This window comes from Nonomuraea sp. NPDC001831 (assembly GCF_042892035.1).
Classification (GTDB): Bacteria; Actinomycetota; Actinomycetes; order Streptosporangiales; family Streptosporangiaceae; genus Nonomuraea.
The window spans coordinates 1,029,723-1,049,020 of sequence record NZ_JBIATU010000002.1 but is presented as its reverse complement, the minus strand read 5'-3'; the positions used below and the strand labels follow the sequence as shown (position 1 = coordinate 1,049,020).

Below are 19,298 nucleotides of genomic sequence, written 5' to 3'. Positions count from 1 at the left end.
GGCTCACCGGCCGAGGATCGAGGTGAGGGTCTCGACGACGAGGTCCTGCTCGCCGTCGGTCAGGTCGGCGAACAGCGGCAGCGACAGCTGCTCGGCGTAGTACGCCTCCGCGCGCGGGCACAGCCCACGCCGGTAGCCGAGGTCCTCGAACACCGGGTGCCAGTACGCCGGGATGTAGTTGACCTGCACGCCGATGCCCGCGGCGCGCATGCGTTCGTAGACCTCCCGGCGGCGGCCGTCGCGCACCCGGACCGGGTAGAGGTGCCAGCTCGGCGTGACGTAGGCCCGCCGGCCGGGCAGCGTGAGGCCGGGCACGTCGCGCAGCAGCGTGTCGTACCGGGCGACCAGCTCGGCGCGGCGGGCGCGGAACCGTTCGAGGCGGCGCAGCTGGCTGACGCCCAGCGCGCAGAGCACGTCGGGCAGCCGGTAGTTGAGGCCGAACTCGTGCACCTCCTGGTGCCAGCCGCCGTGGCCGGGGTCGCGCTGCTCGGCCGGGTCGCGGACCAGGCCGTGGTTGCGGAAGCGGGCGGCCCGCTCGAAGCGGCCGGGGTCGGCCACCGCCACCGCGCCGCCCTCGGCGGTCGTGACGGTCTTGGTCGGGAAGAACGAGAACGTCGTCAGGTCGGCCACCGAGCCCACCGGCCGGTCCTTGTACGACGCGCCGATCGAGTGGGCCGCGTCGGCCACCAGCACCGCGCCGGCCCGCTCGGCGACCGTGCGCAGCTCGTCGTAGTCGGCGGGATGGCCGGCGTAGTCGACGCCGGTGACGGCCTTCGTGCGGTGGGTGACCAGCGCGGCGACCGAGTCGGGGTCGATGTTGCCGGTGTCGGGCTGGACGTCGGCGAAGGCCACCCGCGCGCCGCGCAGCACGGCCGTGGCCGCCGTGGCGACGAACGTGAGCGGCGAGGTGATCACCTCGTCGCCCTGGCCGACGCCGGCCGCCACGTAGGCGACGTGCAGCGCGGCCGTGCCGGACGTGACCGACACGCAGGGCACGCCGCCGGTCCAGCGGGCCAGCTCGTCCTCGAACAGCCGGACCGCGGGGCCCGTGGTCAGCCAGTCGCCGCGCAGCACCTCAGCCACCGCCTCGATGTCGGACTCGATGATGGACTGCCGTCCGTAGGGCAGCATCAGCCGGCCACCATGTCACGCAGGTCGCGCACGGACAACCACCGGTCGTTGGTGTCGGAACGGTAGGAGAAGCCCTCGGGCAGCAGCTCGCCGGTCTGCGGCGCCTGGTAGCCCCAGGTCGCGATCGTGGGCTGGACGACGTAGCGGTCGGCCAGGCGGAGGGTGCGGCGGCCGTCGTCGGGGCCGATCATCTCCTCGTGCAGCTTCTCGCCCGGCCTGATGCCGATCTCGTAGACCGGGCTGTCGGGGGCCAGCGCCTCGGCCAGGTCGGTGATGCGCATGCTGGGGATGCGCGGCACGTAGAGCTCGCCGCCCTGCATGAGGTCGAAGGAGTCGACCACGAACCGCACGGCCTGGTCGAGGGTGATCCAGAACCGGGTCATGCGCTTGTCGGTGATCGGCAGGCTGCCGCCCTGCTCGGCCAGCCGCAGGAAGAACGGCACCACCGAGCCCCTGCTGCCCACCACGTTGCCGTAGCGGACGACGGCGAAGCGGGTCTCGTGGGCGGCGGCGTAGTGGTTGGCCGAGACGAACAGCTTGTCGGCGACCAGCTTGGTGGCGCCGTAGAGGTTGATCGGGCTGGACGCCTTGTCGGTGGACAGGGCGACGACCTTGCGCACGCCGCAGTCGATGGCCGCCTCGACCACGTTCTGGGACCCGGCGACGTTGGTGCGGACGTACTCGAACGGGTTGTACTCGGCAGTGTCGACCTGCTTGAGCGCGGCGGCGTGGACGACGTGGTCGACGCCGTGCATGGCGCGGGTGAGCCGGTCGCGGTCGCGCACGTCGCCGATGAACCAGCGCAGCCGGTCGTCGTCGCGGAAGAGCTGCTTGAGCTCGTACTGCTTGAGCTCGTCGCGGGAGAAGACCACCAGGCGGCGCACCCCGAGCGAGTCGAGCGCGTGGCGGATGAACGCCTTCCCGAACGAGCCCGTGCCGCCGGTGATCAGAATGGACGATCCACTGAGAATGCTCACGCGGCCCCCTGAAAATCGCGCTGACGAACTGTGGTCGTTAGAGCTGGCCGGTAGCATAGCGCGATCGATCAACCACGTACGGTCACACGGGGGAATGTGGTTTTGATGCGTATTGTCGGAATCATCCAGGCTCGGATGGGCTCCACTCGGCTGCCCGGGAAGGTGCTGCGCGACCTCGGGGGGCGGTCCGTCCTGGGCTGGGTCGTGCGCGCCGCGCGCGAGTCGCGGGCGCTCGACGACCTCGTGGTGGCCACGACGACGCAGGCCGCCGACGACGCGGTGGCGGCCGAGTGCGACCGGCTCGGCGTGGCCTGCCACCGCGGGCCCGTCGACGACGTGCTCACCCGGTTCGTGCAGGCGCTGGCCGGCCGGGAGGCGGAGGCGGTGATGCGGTTCACGGCCGACTGCCCGCTGCTCGACCCCGTCGTGATCAGGGAGGCGGCGCTGGTCTTCCGCGCGGTCCCTGGCCTCGACTACCTCAGCACGAGCCTGGCCAGGACGCTGCCGCGCGGGCTCGACGTGGAGATCGTCGGCCGGGCGGCCCTGGAGCGCGCCGACGCCGAGGCCACCGGATTCCACCGCACCCACGTGACCTCCTACGTCTACGCGCACCCGGGCGAGTCGCGGCTGCTCGGCCTCGCCCACCAGCCCGCGGCCGACGACCTGCGGGTCACCCTCGACACCGACGACGACTGGCGGCTCATCGCCCGCGTGGTCGAGGAGCTGGGCGACGCCTGCGTCCCGGTGCGCACGCTGGTGGGCTGGCTGCGGGCCCGGCCCGAGGTCTGCCGGCTCAACGCCCACGTGCGCCAGAAGGAGCTGCAGGACGCATGAGCGGGCGGGTGGGCGTGCGCTGCGACGCCGCGGCGGGGAGCGGGGCCGGACATCTGGTGCGGTGCGTGGCGCTGGCCGAGGAGCTGTGCGGGCGGGGCGTCGAGGTGGTCTTCCTCGGCGCGGTCTCCGGTTCGGAATGGGCCATGGACCAGCTCAGGAGCCGCGGCCTGCCGCTGGTGGCCGCCCCCGGGCGGCCCGACCGGCTCGCCGCGCTGGCGTGCGAGCTGCGGCTCGACGCCGTCGTGCTGGACAGCTACGAGCTGGCCGAGGGCACCGGCGGGGCGCTGCGGGGGGCGGGCTTCCCGGTGCTGGCGATCGTCGACGGCGACCCGCTGGGCCAGGAGGCCGACCTCTACCTCGACCAGAACCTCGGCGCCGAGGACCGGCCCTTCCCGCTGCCGCGCGACTCCTGGCGGCTGGCCGGCACCCGGTACGCGCTGCTGCGCGACAGCGTCCGGGGGCGGCGCAGGGTACGGCAGCCGGGGCCGGTGCCGCGGGTGCTCTGCTTCTTCGGCGGCACCGACAGCGCGGGCGTGGCCCCCGCCTGGGCGGAGGCCCTGGCCTGCACGGGCGTGCCGTTCCAGGCGACGCTGGTCAGCCCGGAGCCGTTCGAGGCGGGCGAGGGCATCACCGTCATCCCGCCCACCGACCGCCTGCCCGAGCTGATGGCGGCCGCCGACCTCGTGATCACCGCCGCGGGGTCGGCCATCTGGGAGCTGCTGCACCTCGGCGTGCCCACGGCGCTGAGCTGGGTGGCCGACAACCAGCTCGTCGGCTACCGGGCGCTGGTCGGCCGGGGGGTGGCCGCCGGGCTGGGCCGGGCGGCCGACGCCGAGGCCGTCGGCGTGCTCGCCCGGCTGCTCGCCGACCCCGCGCTGCGGGAGGAGCACGGCAGGCGGGGCGGCGGGCTGGTCGACGGCAAGGGCAGGGAACGCGTCGCCGACGCCTTCCTCGACCTGTGGATCAGATGAGGTCCCAGGTCAGCGGCGTGCCGAGGGGCGCGTCGCGGGTGAAGCGGCGGCCGGTCACCTCGTCGAGGGCGTCGGGGGGCAGGCCGCCGGCGGGGCGGATCGACCGCACGTTCTCCCTGGTCACCGCCTCGCCCGCGCGTACGTCGCGCACCACGTAGAGCGAGCGGCGAAAGCGCAGGCCCTCGCGCTCGGACTCGCGCGGCCCCAGCACCGGCCGGCCCAGCGACTGCCACGCGCGCTCGCTCTCCTCCACCAGCGCCGCCAGCTCGGGCGGCTCCAGCGAGAAGGCCGCGTCGACGCCGCCGTCGGCCCGCGACAACGTCACGTGCTTCTCGATCAGGCACGCGCCCAGCGCGACCGCCGCCAGCGCGGCCCCGATGCCGGGGGTGTGGTCGGAGACGCCGACCTCCGCGCCGGTGAGCGCGGCCAGCAGCGGCAACGAGCGCAGGTTGCTCTCGGCGGGGGAGGCGGGGTAGGAGGCGGTGCAGGAGAGCACGGCGAGCTGCGTGCAGCCCGCCGCGCGGGCCGCCGTCACCGCCGCCTCGATCTCGCCCGCCGTGGCCATGCCGGTGGAGATGATCAGCGGCTTGCCGGTGGAGGCGGCCAGCCTGATCAGCGGCAGGTCGACGATCTCCGACGACGCGATCTTGTACGCCGGCGTGTCGAGCTTCTCCAGCAGCTCCACGGCCGTGGGGTCGAAGGGGGCGGAGAAGGCCAGGAGGCCGTGCTCGCGGGCCCGCTCGAAGATCGGCTCGTGCCACTCCCAGGGGGTGTGGGCGCGTTCGAACAGGCGGTAGAGGTTCTCGCCGCCCCACAACTCGTGCCCGTCGCCCACGCGGAAGGCGGGGCCGTCGGCGTCCACGGTGATCGTGTCGGGCCGGTAGGTCTGCAGCTTCAGCGCGTGCGCCCCGCCGGCCGCCGCCGCGTCGACGATGGCCAGGGCCCGTTCCAGGCTGCCGTTGTGGTTGCCGGACATCTCGGCGATCACGAACGGCGGCCGGTCGGCCCCGATCGCCCGCCCTGCGATGGACATCATCCTCGTTCCTCCTTGGTCAGCTGGACGGCGACGACCTCGCGCGGCACCCCGTCGACCGGCATCCGGTAGGTCGCGACCTCGGCGAACCCGAAGCGCCGGTGCAGCCGCCGCACCGGCTCGTTGTCGGCCAGCACCTCGCCGCGCAGGGTCGTCAGGCCGAGCGGGCCGAACGCGTGGTCGATGGCGGCCCGCTCCAGGCCCACCCACGCCCTCAGCACCGCGCCGGACCGTTCGAGGCCGTCGAGGTCGAGGTAGAAGCCCCAATAGGCGCTGTCGCCGCCGAGCTCCGAGTACGTCACCACCCCGGCGCGGGCCCCGGCGTGGTCGTAGATCAGCACCTGCCTGGTCGCGTCCGCGCGGACGGCGGCCCACCAGCGGGCGTGCTCGTCCTCGGAGATCTCGTGGCCGGTGAAGCTGGCGGCGCGCACTCTCGGATGGTTGCGCCAGTGGCGCATAACGGGCAGATCATCGTCCCGGACGCGTCTCAGCACCGCTCCCCCTACCATTCGTGCTCGACTCATTGCACAACGTAGCGGATTCGATGCCGGGTAAAGAGCTCATCAGGGACGGGCATCGAACGCGGAACAGGCGAGGCGGCCACGGCATGCTGCCCTCGACCGCCTTCCACGAAAGCCAAGGAGCGTCATGATCCCCCTGCTCAGTGTCGTCGTACCGGTCCACAACGTGGAGCCGTACCTGACGGAGTGCCTGAAGTCGCTGGCCGCCCAGACCATGGAGGACTTCGAGGTCATCATGGTCGACGACGGCTCGATCGACGGCAGTCGGCGGCTGGCCGACGACTTCGTGGCCCGAGATCCCCGCTTCACCCTGGTCGAACAGCAGAACATGGGCCCGGGGCCGGCCCGCAACGAGGGCGTCAGGCGGGCCAGGGGCACCTACCTGGCCTTCGCCGACAGCGACGACGTCGTGCCGCCGCATGCGTACGAGGTGCTGATCGCCAAGCTCGGCGAGACCGGCTCTGACCTGGCGTGCGGCGCGGTCAGGCGCATGGTGGACGGCGTGCTGGAGGAGTCGATCCTGCACGAGCGCGTCTTCCGGCGGCCGGTGTTGTGCACCCACATCACCGACAAGAAGGTGCTGGTCAGGGACCGTACGGTGTGGAACAAGGTCTACCGCGCCGACTTCTGGCGGCGGCACGGCCTGCGCTTCCCCGCCGGCATCTACGAGGACGTGCCGGTCGCCATGCAGGCCCACGTCCTGGCCACGAGCGTCGACATGGTGGACGACGTCGTCTACCACTGGCGCCGGCGTGAGGAGGGGGAGACCTCGATCACGCAACGCCGTTCGCAGCTGCCCAACCTGCACGAGCGCCTGGCCGCCATCCGCGCGGTGCGCGCCTTCCTGGACGACGGCGCGCCGGAGCTGCTGCCCGAGTTCGACGCCCTGGTGCTGGAGAAGGACATCGTCTTCCTGTTCCAGGCGCTGGAGTCGGCGCGGGAGGCGGGCGAGGACCTGGTGCCGCTGCTGGGGCTGGCCGACGCCTGGCTGGACGAGCTGAGCCCGCGCGCGCTGGCCGGCGCGCCCTCGCTGCGCCGCCTGGAGCTGCACCTGGTCAGGCGCGGCATGATCGACGAGCTGCGCGCGGTCCGCGACTTCCGCCGCAGCCGCGTGGACGGCACCCGGGTGCGCCCCCGCGGCTTCCGCACCGTCAACTGGTACGGCGACTACCCCTACTTCCGGCGGCGACGGCGGCTCGGCATCCCCGACGACGTCTACGACGCCCGCGACGAGCTCAGGCTGATCGCCAGGGTGGACGACTGCTCCTGGACGGGCGCCGCGTACCGCCTGCGCGGCGAGGTGGCCATCCACCGGGTCGAGCGCAAGGTGGGCAAGGTCAACATGTGGCTGAGCGACGGCCGCCGCCGGGTGCCCCTGGAGGTCCGGCGCACCGGCCGGTACGGCGTGGTGGCCGACATCGACCCCAGGGCACTCGACGGCGGCGGCCCGACCTGGCGGCTCCTGGTCAAGGCCGAGACCCGCGGGCTCGTGCTCAAGGGCTCGTTCAGGGATGGAGACGCGCACGGTGCGTGGCGGTTTTCCCTGCAGGGTTGGTCAAGAAGCGGCATGGACATCCCCCAGTAGTTCCAGACAGTAATCGTCAGACGGCGTTCCGTAGCCATGCTGGGATCCATGAGGACCTATTCGCTGGATGACGTCTACGAGACACGCAAGCGGAGAGACTCCTGGTGGACCGTGTATTTCGTGGATCCGGTCGCCTGCCGGGTCGCCCTTCCCGTCGCCAACCGCACCCGGATCACGCCCAACGGGCTCACGGTGTTCTCGCTGGTCCTCGGCATGGTGTCAGCGGCCTGCTTCGCGCTGGACCAGCTCGTCGCCGGCGCCCTGATGTTCTACCTGAGCTTCACCATCGACTGCGTGGACGGCAAGATAGCCCGGCTCAAGGGCACGGGGACGCCCTTCGGCCTCTGGCTGGACTACGTGGGGGACCGGGTCAGGGTCGTCCTGTGTGCCGGGGGACTGGCGTACGGGCAGTACGTCCTGACGGACGATGTCCGCTACGTGCTGCTCGGCGCGGCGGTGGCCGTGCTCGACCTGTTCAGGTACGTCAACGCCCCGCAGATGAAGCGGGTGCGCGAGGCGGTCAGGGAGGAGCGGGGCGAGCCGGAGCTGCCCGGCGAGGACACCGTCCCGCTGGAGTGCGCGCCCGCGGACCTCGACCTGCACCTGCTCGTGGACCGCGGTCCGCGCCCCGGCGGTCGCAGGCGGCGGCTGCCTTCCTTCTTCAGGCGCCTCAACAGGTTCCTGGCCAGGCACCGGGTGCGTTCGCACCTGATCAGCGGCATCGAGTTCCATGCCGCGGTCTTCGTGGTGGCGCCGCTCGCGGGGGCGTGGGCGCTGATCCCGCTCGCCATGGCCGCCGGCCTCCTGCTCCTCGCCAACGAGATCTTCCTTGTCTACCGGATGTGGCTCTTCACGCGCAGGCACAGCGTGCCCTCCCAGGAGAGCCGAGAGCACGTTCTCGTCTAAGTTTTCGGGGGTTAGTACGAAATGTCCGACCGGCCAGTCTTCGTCATTGGATGCCCGCGGTCCGGCACCACGATGCTCCAGCTCATGCTCCACTCGCACCCGCGCATGGCGGTGCCGCCGGAGACGCGCTTCCTCGTTCCCGCTTATTACCGGCGCCGCACATGGGGCGACCTGCGGGTCCCTCAGCGGCGCAAGGCACTGGCGCAGTGGATCGCGACCGACCGCAGCACGAAGTTCCGCGAACTCAAGATCGACAAGGACGAGTTCATCCGGCAGGCCGTGGAGGGGCCGGGCTCGCTCGGCTCGGTCATCGGCACCGCCTTCCGCATGTACGCCGACCGCTTCGACAAGGCCCGCTGGGGCGACAAGAGGCCCAGCTACGTCAAGCAGACCGACCTGCTGCTGCGCCTGTTCCCCGACGCCCAGTTCATCCACCTGATCAGGGACGGCCGCGACTGCGTGGCCTCGCTGAAGGAGATGCCCTGGTACACGCTGGACTCCTTCCACGCGATCTCGACCTGGGCCGAGGCCATCGACGCCGGCCAGCGGCTGCGGCGCACGCTGCCCGACGACACCTACTACGAGCTGCGCTACGAAGACCTCACCGACGACCCGATGACCGAGATGAAGAAGCTCTGCCACTTCCTGGAGGAGGACTTCGCGCCGTCGATGATCTCCCCGCGCGAGGCCGCCGTCCAGGCCGTCCCGCAGCACAAGGTCTGGCACAGCAACACCCACCGCGAGGTCACCCGCAGCCGGGTCGGCAGCTGGGCCAACCGCCTGGACGACTGGGAGATCGCGCTCTGCGAGCACGTCCTCGCCGAGCGCCTCCAGGCCAACGGCTACGAGCTGACCGGCGCGCCCAGACCGGCCAAGGAGCACGTGACGGCCTGCCAGAAGACCATGCAGAAGCGCAAGGCCAGCCGGTCGCGCAAGGCCATGCGCGACCGCTTCAACCGGCTGCGCGAGCCCAGCCCGGTCGGCGCGCTGCTCACCTCCACGCAGAAGTCGCTGGCCGGCATCCCGCAGCAGCGTCCCGAGGTGACCGTCTAGCGCTGGATGTGCGCGAACAGCCGCTCCCAGCGGTCCAGCACGTGGTCGAGGCGGAACGCCTCGGCCCGTGCCCGGGCGGCGGCCCCCAGCCGCCGCCGCTCCCGCGCCGACCCCATCAGCGCGGCCAGCTCGGCGGCGAACGCGTCCACGTCCCCCGGCGGCACCCGTACCGGGCCCGCCGAGCGCACGCCGCCCGACACGTCGAAGGCCACCGACGGCACCCCGTGGGCGCACGCCTCCAGCAGCACGACCGGCAGGCCCTCGTGCTCGCTGGTCAGCGCCACCAGCGAGGCGTTCAGGTACTCCTCGCCCATCCGGTGAGCGGGCACCAGGCCGCGGAAGACCACCCGGTCCGCGACGCCCTCCCGGGCCGCGTGCGCCCGCAGCCGCTCGCGTTCGGCGCCGTCGCCGATCAGGTGCAACTCCCAGGACGGCGGCGCCTGCGCCCGCGCGAACGCGCTGATCAGCCGGTCGAACCGCTTGACGCCCTCCAGCCGCCCGACGCCCAGCACCCGCGGCACGTCCAGCGCCGACGTCTCCCGCGGCCAGGCGCCCAGCGGGTTGGGCAGCGTCCAGGCGTTGGGCAGCAGGGCGTGCTCGGAAAAGGCCCAGGCGTCGTCCTCGCTGAGGAAGAGCGCCTGGTCGAGGTCGGGGTAGTGCTTCTTGATCGAGGCCAGGTGCCAGCAGTCGCGGGCGTGGTCGTAGGAGCCGTGGTACTGCCCGATCGAGCGGAACCCGGCGGGCAGCAGCCCCGACAGCCTGGTCACCACCGACGGCGACGTCAGCACCGCGTACCCGGGACGGACGCCGCGCAGCAGCTCCTTCACCCTGCGGTCGGCCAGCCGCCTGGCCAGCGGGCCCTGCTCGCCGAGCGGCCCGCCCACGACGTGCTGCCGGTAGAGCGGCCGGTCCACGTAGCGGAACGGCGCGGCGGCGCGGTGCAGGCCGACGACGTGCACCTCGTGGCCGCGTTCCGCCAGGCCCTGGGCCAGGGTGTGGGTGACCTGCTGGACGCCGCCGAGCGTGTCGGCCTCCAGGCAGGCGAAGACGACGGTCATCGCGTGCGCCCCTCGAAGAAGTCGTCCACGATGCGGGCGGAGGCGTCCCCGTGCTCGTCGGCGCACCACAGGGCGCGGAAGGCGGCGTACTTGGCGGCGAAGGCGGCGTGCACCTCGGGCAGGTTGCGCAGCACGTCCACCAGCTCCGCCGTGGTCGTCACGCACGGGCCCGGGGCGATGGCGGGCAGGTCGTGGTAGACGCCGCGCTCGGAGAGCCGGTAGTCGTCCCAGTCGTCGATGAGGAACACCATCGGCCGGCCGGTCACCGCGTAGTCGCACATCACGGACGAGTAGTCGGTCAGCAGCGCGTCGGAGGCCAGCATCAGGTCGTTGATCTCCGGGTAGGACGCGGCCGGCCGCACGAAGTGCCTGAGCCGCTCGGGCGGGTCGTACTTCTCGACCGGGTGCGTGCGCAGCACCACCACCCACTCGCCGGCCAGCTCCCTGGCCATGAGGTCCAGGTCGGCGCGTACCGAACGGCCGCTCATCTTGTCCCGGTCGCGGTAGGTGGGCGCGTAGAGCAGGACCTTGCGCCCCGGCGGGATCTCCAGCCGGGCCCGCACGTCATCGGCCGCCTCCGCCCGCACCAGCGCGTCGCAGCGCGGGGTGCCGCACCGGTAGACCTTGCCGTCGTAGCCGTTGGAGGGCAGGAACACCCGCGAGAACTCGGCGCTCGGCGAGACCAGCGCGTCCCACCGGGCGACGGCGGCCCGCCACTGCTCGCGCGGCCGGTCGAAGTCACCGCGCAGGTCGGGCGCGTCGAAGCCGATCGACTTGATGCCCTGCCCGTGCCAGGTCTGCAGGTAGCGGGTGCCGGGCGGCTTCGGGTAGTCCAGCGGGAAGCCGTGGCTGTCCACCCAGATCCCGGCGCGGGCCATCGTCCACAGGTAGCGCCAGCTTCCCCGGCGGACCAGCCGCACGTCGGCGGGGAAGTTCTTGCGGCCCTTGGCGACCGACCAGACCGCCTCGATCGGCAGGCCGCGCCGGCGCACCTCCTCGTAGATGGCGCGGGGGCTGCCGTTGTAGCCCTTGCCGACGTCCGACTCGAACAGGGCGAGGTCGTCGCGCCGCGGCACCACCCTGATCAGCAGCTTGTACGCGCGCAGCTTGACGCCCGGCGTGTTGAGCTTCCTGAGCAGCAGCCGCCGCGCCCGCCGCAGCGCCGAGCGGGTGCGCGAATGCGTGCGCACGCACAGGTAGGCGGCGTAACCGTCGGCCTTCACCGTGCAGCCGGGCAGCTCGATCGGCTCCAGGTTGGGGTCCACGATCAGCCGGTCGGTGGTGACGTGGCCGTCGGAGCGGCGCCGGAAGCCGATGCGCGGGTCGCTCCTGCCGCAGGGCGCGAAGACGACCTCGCTGACGTAGCCGCCCTCGCCCGAGGGAACCGGCTGGATCGGCACCCGTTCCCGGCCCGCCTCCAGGAAGGCGTCCCACTCGGCCGGCAGCACGCCGAACGGGTCGTAGGTGCGCACGGTCATCCGCACCCGCTCGCCGTTCGTGGCCAGGCCGGTCACCTCGTGCCGCAGCCGGGAGTCGGTGTAGGGCAGCTCGGCCAGGCGCAGCGCGGTGATGTCCAGCCCAGGCGCGGCCGTGGTTCCCCAGTACGTGCGCCCGTCCACCTGCACGGCCGCCCGCGGCGCGGCCCGGGGGCCGGTCAGCGAGCCGGCCGCCACGCGCAGGTCCTCGATCCGGTCGTCCAGGATGAGCCGGCAGCAGACCCGGTCCATCGGCTCGATGCGGTCGAACACCGCGCCGGGGATCTCCTCCAGGTACGGCCGCACGACCGAGGCGAACTCCTTGACCCACACCAGGTCGCGGGCGGGCAGCGGGTTGAGGTAGACCCGCAGGTCCTGCCGCAGGAACCGGTACTGCCGGTGCGGCACCAGGTCGTGCGCGCCGTAGCCGCGCAGGATGTCGTCGCTCAGCCGGGCCGCGATCACCCGCTGCCGCACGTTGTCCATCTCGTCGATGCTCAGGGAGATCGACTCGTTCGAGCTCGCCCGGTGCCAGTGGTAGACCACCCACGGGACGATCGCGAACCGGCGGGCCAGCGCGTACAGCTCGGTGGCGAAGACGTGGTCCTCGTAGTGGATGTCCTCGGGGAAGCGCAGCACGTTGTCGCGCAGCCAGGCGACGTCGTAGAGCTTGTTGGTGCTGAAGGAGTCGAGGAAGAGCTCGGGCTCCGCGCGGATGCCCTCGACCACCCGCCGCCGGGCGAACAACGACGGATAGTACGGGCGCAGCCGTCCGTCCCGCTCGAACAGCCGGGAGATCTGCCCCGACACGAAGTCGGCGCCGGTGCGCTCGATCTCGGTGAGCAGGCTCTTGCACGCGTGTCTGGGCAGCTCGTCGTCGCTGTCGAGGAACATGGCGTACGGCGCCCTGGCCGCGTCGATGCCGTCGTTGCGGGGAGCTCCGCAGCCGCCGCTGTTGCTCTGCCTGCGCAGGTAGCGCACCCGCGGGTCCTCGGCCATGAGCCGCGCGGCCACCTCGGGCGTGCCGTCCGTGCTCGCGTCGTCGGAGATGATCACTTCCAGGTCGCGCAACGTCTGCCGCAGCACCGAGCGCACGGCCCTGGGCAGGCGGGCCGCGTCGTTGTACGAGATCACGACGACGCTGCAGTCCGGCATGCCCATGTCCCCCCAGAAATGACCTGCGGGAATGGCACTTCCCCCGATAGCGGGAAGTGACCGGACTTTATGCTGTTTTTGCTGAAAATCAGCGCATAAGGCGACGAACCACCCAGATGAGGATCGTGAGCGCCAGCAGGCCGCCCGCGATCGGCGCCAGCCGCCTGAGCAGCGGCTGCCCGGCGATCTCCATCAGGTCGAGCGCCTCCTCGTCGGGCGTGCGCGAGGTCCGCAGCGTGCCCGCGGGCCGCACGTCCGGCTCGGGGACGGTCACCGTGCTCAGGTGCCGCTCCTCCTCCTGAGGCTGCTCCCGCTCCAGCGGCGCGACCGGCTCCACCATCGGCTCGGAGAGCAGCTGGGCCAGGTTGCCGGCGAACCTGTCGATCAGCTTGGCCCCGACCTCGGCCATGACCCCGCGCCCGAACTGCGCCGGCCGCCCGGTCACGTTGAACGTCGTCTCCACGGCCACCGACGTGCCCCCCTCGGCCGGCGTCATGCGCGCCCTGACCGTGGCCGAGGCCGTGCCGGAGCCCCTGGCCTCCTTGCCCGACGCCTGGATGGCGAGCGTGTGGGAGTCCTTGTCGACGTCCTCGAACCTGGCCGAGCCCCGGTAGGTGACGGTGATCGGGCCGACCTTGACCTTCATCCGGCCGGTGAACTCGTCGCCCTCGAAGATGTCGAGCGTCGCCCCGGGCAGGCACGGCGCGACCCGTTCGACGTCGAGCAGCACCGCCCACGCCTGCTCGACCGGAACCGGGACAGTGAACTCGTGCTCGAACCGCATCGCCATCGATCCGCTCCTTCCGAGGTTGGTTGCGACACTACGTCGGGGCGGGGACGCCCGGAAGAGGCGCCCCCGCCTCACTCACGGGGTCCCGGCGGCCGTGCGCACTGCCCGATGGGTCAGCACCCGGGCCAGGTGACGGCGGTAGTCGGGCTGCGCGTGCAGGTCGGCGGGGGGCGAGGTGCCCTCCGCCGCCTCCTCGCACGCCTGCCGCACCCGGTCGCCGAGCTCGACGCCGCGCAACGCGTCCTCGGTCGCGCGGGCGCGCACCGGGGTCGGGCCCATGTTCGTCAGCGCGACCCTGGCCTCGGCGATCGAGCCGTTGGCCCGCCTGACCGCGGCCGCCACGCCGACGATCGCCCACGACTGCGCGGTCCGGTGGAACTTCTCGTAGTGGAAGCCCCAGCCCTCGCCCAGCTTCGGCACCTTCACGCCGACCAGGATCTCCCCGGCGCGCAGAGACGTCTCCAGGTAGTCGACGAAGAACTCGGCGGCCGGGATCTCCCGTTCGCCCTGCGCCGACGCGGCCACGATCACGCCGTCCAGCGCCAGCACCACGGCCGGCAGGTCACCCGCCGGGTCGGCGTGCGCCAGCGAGCCGCCGAACGTGCCCCGGTGCCGGATCGCGGGGTCGGCCACCCTGGCCGTGGCCAGCGCCACCAGCGGGGCGCCGGCGTTCACCACCGGCGAGCGCATGACCTCGTCGTGCGTGGCCAGCGCGCCGATGAAGACGTGGTCGCCCCGGTCGTGCACGCCGTTCAGGCCGGGCAGCCGCCCGATGTCCACCAGCTTGGATGGATACGCCAGCCGCAACCGCAACAACGGCAGCAACGACTGCCCGCCGGCCAGCGCCTTGGCGTCCTCGTCGGCGGCGAGCTCCGCGCAGGCCGCCGAGAGCGAGTCGGGACGCACGTAGTCGAACGGTGCGGGGATCATCGCCGCGCTCCTTCCAGCGCTCGCCAGACACGCTCGGGCGTGCACGGCATCCGGATGTCGCCGACGCCGTAGGGCCGCAGCGCGTCCACGATCGCGTTCACCACCGCCGGGGTGGAGGCGATCGTGCCCGCCTCGCCGACGCCCTTGACGCCCAGCGGGTTGCCGGTCGCGGGGGTCTCGGTGCGGTCCGTCGTGAACGACGGCAGGTCCGCCGCCGACGGCAGCAGGTAGTCGGCCATGGTCGCGGTCAGCAGGTTGCCCTCGGAGTCGTAGACGGCCTCCTCGAACAGCGCCTGGGCCACGCCCTGCGCGATGCCGCCGTGCACCTGGCCCTCGACGATCAGCGGGTTGACCACCTTGCCGACGTCGTCCACGGCGACGTACGAGCGGATCCGGGTCATGCCCGTCTCGGTGTCCACCTCCATCGCGCACAGGTGCGTGCCGTGCGGGAAGGAGTAGTTGTCCGGGTCGAAGGTGGCGTCGGAGTCCAGCCGCGCCTCCACGCCGTCGGGCAGGTCGTGCGCCTGGAACGCGGCGTAGGCCAGTTCCTGGATCGTGCGGCCCGACCCGGTGCCGCGCACCTTGAACACGCCGCCGTCGAACTCCACGTCGTCCGGCGAGCACTCCAGCATGTGGGCGGCCAGCTTCCTGGCCTTCTCCCTGACCTTCTCGCACGCCCGCAGCACGGCCATGCCGCCCACGACCAGCGAGCGCGAGCCGTAGGTGTCCATGCCCTTGTGCGCGACGGCCGTGTCGCCGTGCAGCACGCGCACGTCCTCGAACGGCACGCCCAGCGCGTCGGCCACGATCTGGCTCCACGCCGTCACGTGCCCCTGGCCGTGCGGGGACGTGCCGGTGATGACCTCGACCTTGCCGGTGGGCAACATGCGCACCGAGCCGTGCTCCCAGCCGCCCGCCCCGAACCTGGCCGCCCCGAGCAGCCTCGACGGCGCCAGCCCGCACATCTCCGTGTACGTGCTGACCCCGATCCCGAGCTGCACCGGATCGCCCCGGTCCCGCCGGTCGGCCTGCTCGGCCCGCAGCTTGTCGTAGCCGAACAACGACAGCGCCCGCTCCGTGGCCGCCTCGTAGTTGCCCGAGTCGTAGGTCAGCCCCGAGATCGTCGTGTACGGGAACTCCTCGTGCCTGATCCAGTTGCGCCGGCGCACCTCCAGCGGGTCCAGGCCCAGCTCGGCGGCGAGCTCGTCCATCGTCCGCTCGATGCCGAACGTCGCCTCGGGACGGCCCGCGCCCCGGTAGGCGTCCGTCGGCATCTTGGTGGTGAACACGCCCCGGCAGCCGAACTCGTAGGCGTCCATCTTGTAGATGGCGTTGAACATGGACGCCCCGAGCAGCGGCACCCCCGGCGTCACCAGCATCAGGTACGCGCCCATGTCGGCCAGCAGGTCGACCTGGAGCCCCCGGATGCGTCCGTCGGCGTCGGCCGCGAGCCGGATGTGCTGGAGCTGGTCGCGGCCGTGGTGCACGGTCAGGTTGCCCTCGGAGCGGGACTCCGTCCACTTGACCGGCCGGCCCAGCCGGCGCGCGATCAGCAGGCAGAGCACCTCCTCGGCGGTGACCTGCAACTTCGAGCCGAACCCGCCGCCCACGTCGGGGGCGATCACCCGCAGGTCGTGCTCGGGGATGCCGGTCACCACCGCGAGCATGACGCGCAGGATGTGCGGGATCTGGGTGGAGGTCCACATCGTGAACGAGTCGCCGTCGGTGTCCACGAGCACCGCCCGCGGCTCCATGGCCGTCGGGATCAGCCGCTGCTGCACGTACGTCCGGTCGACGACGACGGCGGCGCCCTCGAACGCGGCGTCGAGGTCCCCGGAGGTGACCTTCATGGAGAACGCCTGGTTGCCCGCCTCGTGCACCTTCGGGCTGTCCGGCGACAACGCCTCGGTCATGTCGAGCACCGCGGGCAGCGGCTCGTAGTCGACCTCGACGGCCTCCAGCGCGTCGGCCGCCAGGTACCGGTCGGTCGCGACCACGCAGGCCACGGCCTCGCCGACGTACCGCACCTCGGAGGTGGCCATCGGCGGGTGGTCGGGGATGACGACGTCGTCGGTCACCGGCCACGCGCACGGCAGGCTGCCCTGCTCGGCGGCGAAGTCCTGGCCGCTGAACGCGGCCACCACGCCGGGCAGGCCGCGGGCCGCCGACACGTCCACCCGGGTGATCCGGGCGTGGGCCATCGGGCTGCGCAGGAACATCACGTGCAGCGTGCCGGGCCTGGAGAGGTTGTCCGTCCAGCGCGTACGCCCCGTCAGCAGCCTGGCGTCCTCCTTGCGCCGGCGCGGCCGGCCCACCTCGTGCACGCCGGCCGGCTCGTTGATCTGGCCGCTGCCGTCGATCTGCCCGGCGACGGCCTCGGGGCTCAGCTCGCTCACTGCGTCCTCACCGCCTGCCCCATCTCCTGCGCGCCGCGCTTCACCGCGCGCACGATGTTGCAGTAACCCGTGCAGCGGCACAGGTTGCCCTCCAGCCCGTGCCTGATCGACTCCTCCGACGGCTCCGGGTCCTCCCGGACCAGGTCGATCGCGGCCATGACCATGCCGGGGGTGCAGTAGCCGCACTGCAACGCGTGCTCTTCGTGGAAGGCCCGCTGCATCGGGTGCATCGACCCGTTCGCGCCCAGGCCCTCGACGGTGACGACGTCGCCGCCGTCGGCCTGCACGGCCAGCACGGAGCAGCTCTTCACGCTCTTGCCGTCGAGCAGCACCGTGCACGCGCCGCAGTTGCTGGTGTCGCAGCCGACCGGGGTGCCGGTCCTGCCGAGCCGCTCACGTAGTAGATGGACGAGGAGGAGCCGCGGCTCGACGTCCTCCTCGTACTTGATCCCGTCGACGGTGACGGTGATTCGGGGCATACGTCCTCCCTCAGGAGCAGGGGAAAGGCGGACACACCCGAAACTACGCCGGTGTTTTTCCCGGTCAAGGGTTACTTGCCGCGGACCACCCGCGCGATGATCGCCACCACCCCCGCGAAGGCCAGCCCCACCACGGTCAGCCCGACCACGACCAGCGCGTCCGTGAGCACGCGGGTCACCACCAGGATGCCGAGCACCACGAACAACGTGCCGCTCAGCAGGGCCATCCAGTCGGTCCGGTGCAGGCGCCGGACCCGCTCGACGTCACGCGCCACGCCGCACCTCCATGTCGCCGAGGCCGCCGCGCAGGTTCAGCACGATCGTGAACTCCTCGTCCCCGGACCCGACCTCGGGCTCCAGCACCTTGTCGAACTTGACGTCCACGCCGCCCCTGATCGACTGGTCGACCTTGATGTCGCCGACCTTGTTCATCGCGTGCACCTCGACCCTGGCCGTCGGCGGCACGATCACCGTCAGCTCGCCCACGGAGACCCGGGCGTCGAACGTCAGGCTCGTCCCCGGCAGCGCCTTCAGCTCCGTCAGGTCCAGCCGGCCGTCGCCCACGCCGACGTCGTAGACCTTGCCCGCCTCCGCGGGCTTGGTCAGGTACCAGGTGGAGTCGCCGAAGTTGCGCGGCAGGCCGCCCAGCATCAGCCCCACGCCGATCAGCAGCGCGACCGTGGTGCCCGCCGCGACGAGACCGGCGCCGCGGCCCCACCAGGCGGCGATGAGCAGGCCGGCGCCGATGGTGATGAGCACCGCGCCGCCGACGATGGTCGGGCTCACGCCCGCGGCCGACCTGGCCTGGACCGCCACGACGATCCCTCCCACTATGATCGCGAGCAAGATGGTGATGACCCCGATGAACGACGCGGGGCGTCGTTGCTGCGGTGCCGGGGCGGCGGCCGGGCGGCCGTACAGGGCGGGGTCGTAGGGCGACTGGCCGGCCCGCCTGGCCGGGTCGAGCGGGCGGTAGGGGCCCTTCGGGGCGAAGGGCTCGCCGTAGCCGCTGTAGTCGATCGCGGTCCTGGGCTGAGGGCGGTAGGCGGGCGGCTCCTGCCGCGACGCCGCCTGAGCCTGCGGCCGCGGCTGCGCGGCCTCAGCGTCAGGGGTCCCTGTGCCGGGGACCCCTGTGCCGGGCGTCTCCGTGCCGGGCGTCTGCGCCTGGCGGGTCGCGTCGTCGGGGAGCTGGTGCTCCGCCGTCACGGCGCCGGCGGCCTCCAACGCCTGCGCGGCCTCGATCTTCGACATCTCCGTCCGGCCGGCCTCCGCCTGTCCCGCCGCAGGGGTTTCGGGCCGGTCCGTACGCGGCGTCTCGGCCTGCCGGCCGGCGGACATCGCCCGCAGCCGCGCGGCCACGGCCTCGGCGTGCGCGGCGGCCGTCGGCCGGGGAGCCGGAGCCGGGGACTCGGGGTGGGCCGTCACGGTGTCGCCGAGGCCGGACCAGCCGGGTTCGGCGGGACGCACCCGAGGCGTGGACACGGGCGGCGCGTAGGGCGGCGCGGGCGGCTCCGCGTCGGGAGAGCGCCGGCGACCGAGCCGCTCGGGCATCGAGCGGGCCAGGCCCAGCAGGTCGACGCCTCTGGAGTGGGCCGCCAGCAGCGAGACGGCCAGCAGCACGCCGACCACCAGCGTGCCGGTGTCGAGCCAGACGGTCGCGAGGTTGAGCGCGAGGCCGAACCCGAGCACCGCCGTCAGCAGCGCCATCACGGCCTCGGCGTCGAGGTCGCGGCGGGTCCACTGCTCGATGATGCCCGGCCCGCCGTTGGGCTCCTTCATGAGCAGGAACGCCGCGATGTACAGGAAGATCCCGATGCCCGAACCGAGCAGGAGCACGGCGAACGCCACGCGGAACACCACGGGGTCGATGCCGGTGTGCCGCCCGAGACCGGCGCAGACGCCCATGAGGAAGCGCCCCTCGCTGCTGCGTCGCAGCTCCCGGGGCGGGGCGGCGGGTTGCCTGGGCGGAGCTTCTGTCATGGAACCATCGTGGACCGTCGGGCG

17 protein-coding genes are annotated in these 19,298 nt (G+C 72.5%); 5 read left to right on the top strand and 12 right to left on the bottom strand.

Translation table 11 applies throughout. From position 1 onward, the window contains the following. Window positions 1–3: 3 nt before the first annotated feature. Window positions 4–1,131 carry an aminotransferase class V-fold PLP-dependent enzyme gene (locus ACFYYW_RS10400; protein ID WP_352318765.1) on the bottom strand — a complete coding sequence of 376 codons (1,128 nt, stop codon included), beginning with the start codon at window positions 1,129–1,131 and terminating at the stop codon, window positions 4–6. Beyond that, window positions 1,131–2,108: a UDP-N-acetylglucosamine 4,6-dehydratase (inverting) gene (gene pseB / locus ACFYYW_RS10395; protein WP_352362753.1), complete on the bottom strand. Its 978-nt coding sequence runs from the start codon at window positions 2,106–2,108 to the stop codon at window positions 1,131–1,133. The genes ACFYYW_RS10400 and pseB overlap by 1 nt, the downstream gene beginning before the upstream one ends. Window positions 2,109–2,213: 105 nt before the next feature. Between pseB and ACFYYW_RS10390 the strand changes: the two genes are divergently transcribed. Together ACFYYW_RS10390 and ACFYYW_RS10385 are read left to right on the top strand one after the other, a co-directional pair. Further along, window positions 2,214–2,942, top strand: a complete 729-nt coding sequence (locus tag ACFYYW_RS10390) for a cytidylyltransferase domain-containing protein (protein WP_387647129.1) — start codon at window positions 2,214–2,216, stop codon at window positions 2,940–2,942. Further along, window positions 2,939–3,913: a hypothetical protein gene (locus ACFYYW_RS10385; protein WP_352318770.1), complete on the top strand. Its 975-nt coding sequence runs from the start codon at window positions 2,939–2,941 to the stop codon at window positions 3,911–3,913. Before ACFYYW_RS10390 ends, ACFYYW_RS10385 begins: the two co-directional genes overlap by 4 nt. On the opposite strand, the gene pseI is transcribed toward ACFYYW_RS10385, so the two are convergent. Then, entirely contained in the window at window positions 3,906–4,949 is a 1,044-nt protein-coding gene (pseI, locus tag ACFYYW_RS10380) for a pseudaminic acid synthase (protein WP_352318772.1), read from the bottom strand. The genes ACFYYW_RS10385 and pseI overlap by 8 nt on opposite strands. Next, on the bottom strand, window positions 4,946–5,455 hold the full coding sequence (locus ACFYYW_RS10375; RefSeq protein ID WP_364389307.1) for a GNAT family N-acetyltransferase: 510 nt from the start codon (window positions 5,453–5,455) through the stop codon (window positions 4,946–4,948). Before ACFYYW_RS10375 ends, pseI begins: the two co-directional genes overlap by 4 nt. A gap of 139 nt (window positions 5,456–5,594) precedes the next feature. Between ACFYYW_RS10375 and ACFYYW_RS10370 the strand changes: the two genes are divergently transcribed. The 3 genes from ACFYYW_RS10370 to ACFYYW_RS10360 are packed head-to-tail and all read left to right on the top strand — an operon-like array spanning window position 5,595 to window position 9,011. Beyond that, window positions 5,595–7,052, top strand: a complete 1,458-nt coding sequence (locus ACFYYW_RS10370) for a glycosyltransferase family 2 protein (protein WP_387647124.1) — start codon at window positions 5,595–5,597, stop codon at window positions 7,050–7,052. 48 nt (window positions 7,053–7,100) lie between these two features. Next, window positions 7,101–7,958, top strand: a complete 858-nt coding sequence (locus ACFYYW_RS10365) for a CDP-alcohol phosphatidyltransferase family protein (protein WP_352318778.1) — start codon at window positions 7,101–7,103, stop codon at window positions 7,956–7,958. Window positions 7,959–7,979: 21 nt separating this feature from the next. Next, window positions 7,980–9,011 carry a sulfotransferase gene (locus ACFYYW_RS10360; RefSeq protein ID WP_352318779.1) on the top strand — a complete coding sequence of 344 codons (1,032 nt, stop codon included), beginning with the start codon at window positions 7,980–7,982 and terminating at the stop codon, window positions 9,009–9,011. On the opposite strand, the gene ACFYYW_RS10355 is transcribed toward ACFYYW_RS10360, so the two are convergent. The 8 genes from ACFYYW_RS10355 to ACFYYW_RS10320 form a co-directional block, all read right to left on the bottom strand. Continuing rightward, a complete protein-coding gene (locus tag ACFYYW_RS10355; protein ID WP_387647120.1) occupies window positions 9,008–10,069 on the bottom strand; it encodes a glycosyltransferase in 1,062 nt (353 codons plus the stop codon). The two genes, ACFYYW_RS10360 and ACFYYW_RS10355, sit on opposite strands and share 4 nt — an antisense overlap. Beyond that, window positions 10,066–12,699 carry a CDP-glycerol glycerophosphotransferase family protein gene (locus ACFYYW_RS10350; RefSeq protein WP_387647117.1) on the bottom strand — a complete coding sequence of 878 codons (2,634 nt, stop codon included), beginning with the start codon at window positions 12,697–12,699 and terminating at the stop codon, window positions 10,066–10,068. Before ACFYYW_RS10350 ends, ACFYYW_RS10355 begins: the two co-directional genes overlap by 4 nt. A gap of 88 nt (window positions 12,700–12,787) precedes the next feature. After that, on the bottom strand, window positions 12,788–13,489 hold the full coding sequence (locus ACFYYW_RS10345) for an SRPBCC family protein (RefSeq protein WP_387647114.1): 702 nt from the start codon (window positions 13,487–13,489) through the stop codon (window positions 12,788–12,790). Window positions 13,490–13,564: 75 nt separating this feature from the next. After that, complete coding sequence (locus tag ACFYYW_RS10340) at window positions 13,565–14,419, bottom strand: FAD binding domain-containing protein (RefSeq protein ID WP_387647112.1); 855 nt, start codon at window positions 14,417–14,419, stop codon at window positions 13,565–13,567. Continuing rightward, entirely contained in the window at window positions 14,416–16,761 is a 2,346-nt protein-coding gene (locus ACFYYW_RS10335) for a xanthine dehydrogenase family protein molybdopterin-binding subunit (protein WP_387647306.1), read from the bottom strand. Before ACFYYW_RS10335 ends, ACFYYW_RS10340 begins: the two co-directional genes overlap by 4 nt. Before the next feature lie 50 nt (window positions 16,762–16,811). Next, window positions 16,812–17,294 carry a (2Fe-2S)-binding protein gene (locus ACFYYW_RS10330; protein ID WP_352362730.1) on the bottom strand — a complete coding sequence of 161 codons (483 nt, stop codon included), beginning with the start codon at window positions 17,292–17,294 and terminating at the stop codon, window positions 16,812–16,814. Window positions 17,295–17,365: 71 nt separating this feature from the next. After that, on the bottom strand, window positions 17,366–17,569 hold the full coding sequence (locus tag ACFYYW_RS10325; RefSeq protein ID WP_352323884.1) for a hypothetical protein: 204 nt from the start codon (window positions 17,567–17,569) through the stop codon (window positions 17,366–17,368). After that, window positions 17,559–19,274 (bottom strand): PspC domain-containing protein, encoded by a 1,716-nt coding sequence (locus tag ACFYYW_RS10320; protein WP_387647108.1) that lies wholly within the window; start codon window positions 19,272–19,274, stop codon window positions 17,559–17,561. Before ACFYYW_RS10320 ends, ACFYYW_RS10325 begins: the two co-directional genes overlap by 11 nt. Window positions 19,275–19,298 lie beyond the last annotated feature (24 nt).

Coding starts and splice junctions, on each gene's coding strand:
- ACFYYW_RS10400 (WP_352318765.1), bottom strand. CDS start 1,131: ATGCTGCCCTACGGACGGCAGTCCATCATCGAGTCCGACATCGAGGCG.
- ACFYYW_RS10390 (WP_387647129.1), top strand. CDS start 2,214: ATGCGTATTGTCGGAATCATCCAGGCTCGGATGGGCTCCACTCGGCTG.
- ACFYYW_RS10385 (WP_352318770.1), top strand. CDS start 2,939: ATGAGCGGGCGGGTGGGCGTGCGCTGCGACGCCGCGGCGGGGAGCGGG.
- pseI (WP_352318772.1), bottom strand. CDS start 4,949: ATGATGTCCATCGCAGGGCGGGCGATCGGGGCCGACCGGCCGCCGTTC.
- ACFYYW_RS10375 (WP_364389307.1), bottom strand. CDS start 5,455: ATGGTAGGGGGAGCGGTGCTGAGACGCGTCCGGGACGATGATCTGCCC.
- ACFYYW_RS10370 (WP_387647124.1), top strand. CDS start 5,595: ATGATCCCCCTGCTCAGTGTCGTCGTACCGGTCCACAACGTGGAGCCG.
- ACFYYW_RS10365 (WP_352318778.1), top strand. CDS start 7,101: ATGAGGACCTATTCGCTGGATGACGTCTACGAGACACGCAAGCGGAGA.
- ACFYYW_RS10360 (WP_352318779.1), top strand. CDS start 7,980: ATGTCCGACCGGCCAGTCTTCGTCATTGGATGCCCGCGGTCCGGCACC.
- ACFYYW_RS10355 (WP_387647120.1), bottom strand. CDS start 10,069: ATGACCGTCGTCTTCGCCTGCCTGGAGGCCGACACGCTCGGCGGCGTC.
- ACFYYW_RS10350 (WP_387647117.1), bottom strand. CDS start 12,699: ATGCCGGACTGCAGCGTCGTCGTGATCTCGTACAACGACGCGGCCCGC.
- ACFYYW_RS10345 (WP_387647114.1), bottom strand. CDS start 13,489: ATGGCGATGCGGTTCGAGCACGAGTTCACTGTCCCGGTTCCGGTCGAG.
- ACFYYW_RS10340 (WP_387647112.1), bottom strand. CDS start 14,419: ATGATCCCCGCACCGTTCGACTACGTGCGTCCCGACTCGCTCTCGGCG.
- ACFYYW_RS10330 (WP_352362730.1), bottom strand. CDS start 17,294: ATGCCCCGAATCACCGTCACCGTCGACGGGATCAAGTACGAGGAGGAC.
- ACFYYW_RS10320 (WP_387647108.1), bottom strand. CDS start 19,274: ATGACAGAAGCTCCGCCCAGGCAACCCGCCGCCCCGCCCCGGGAGCTG.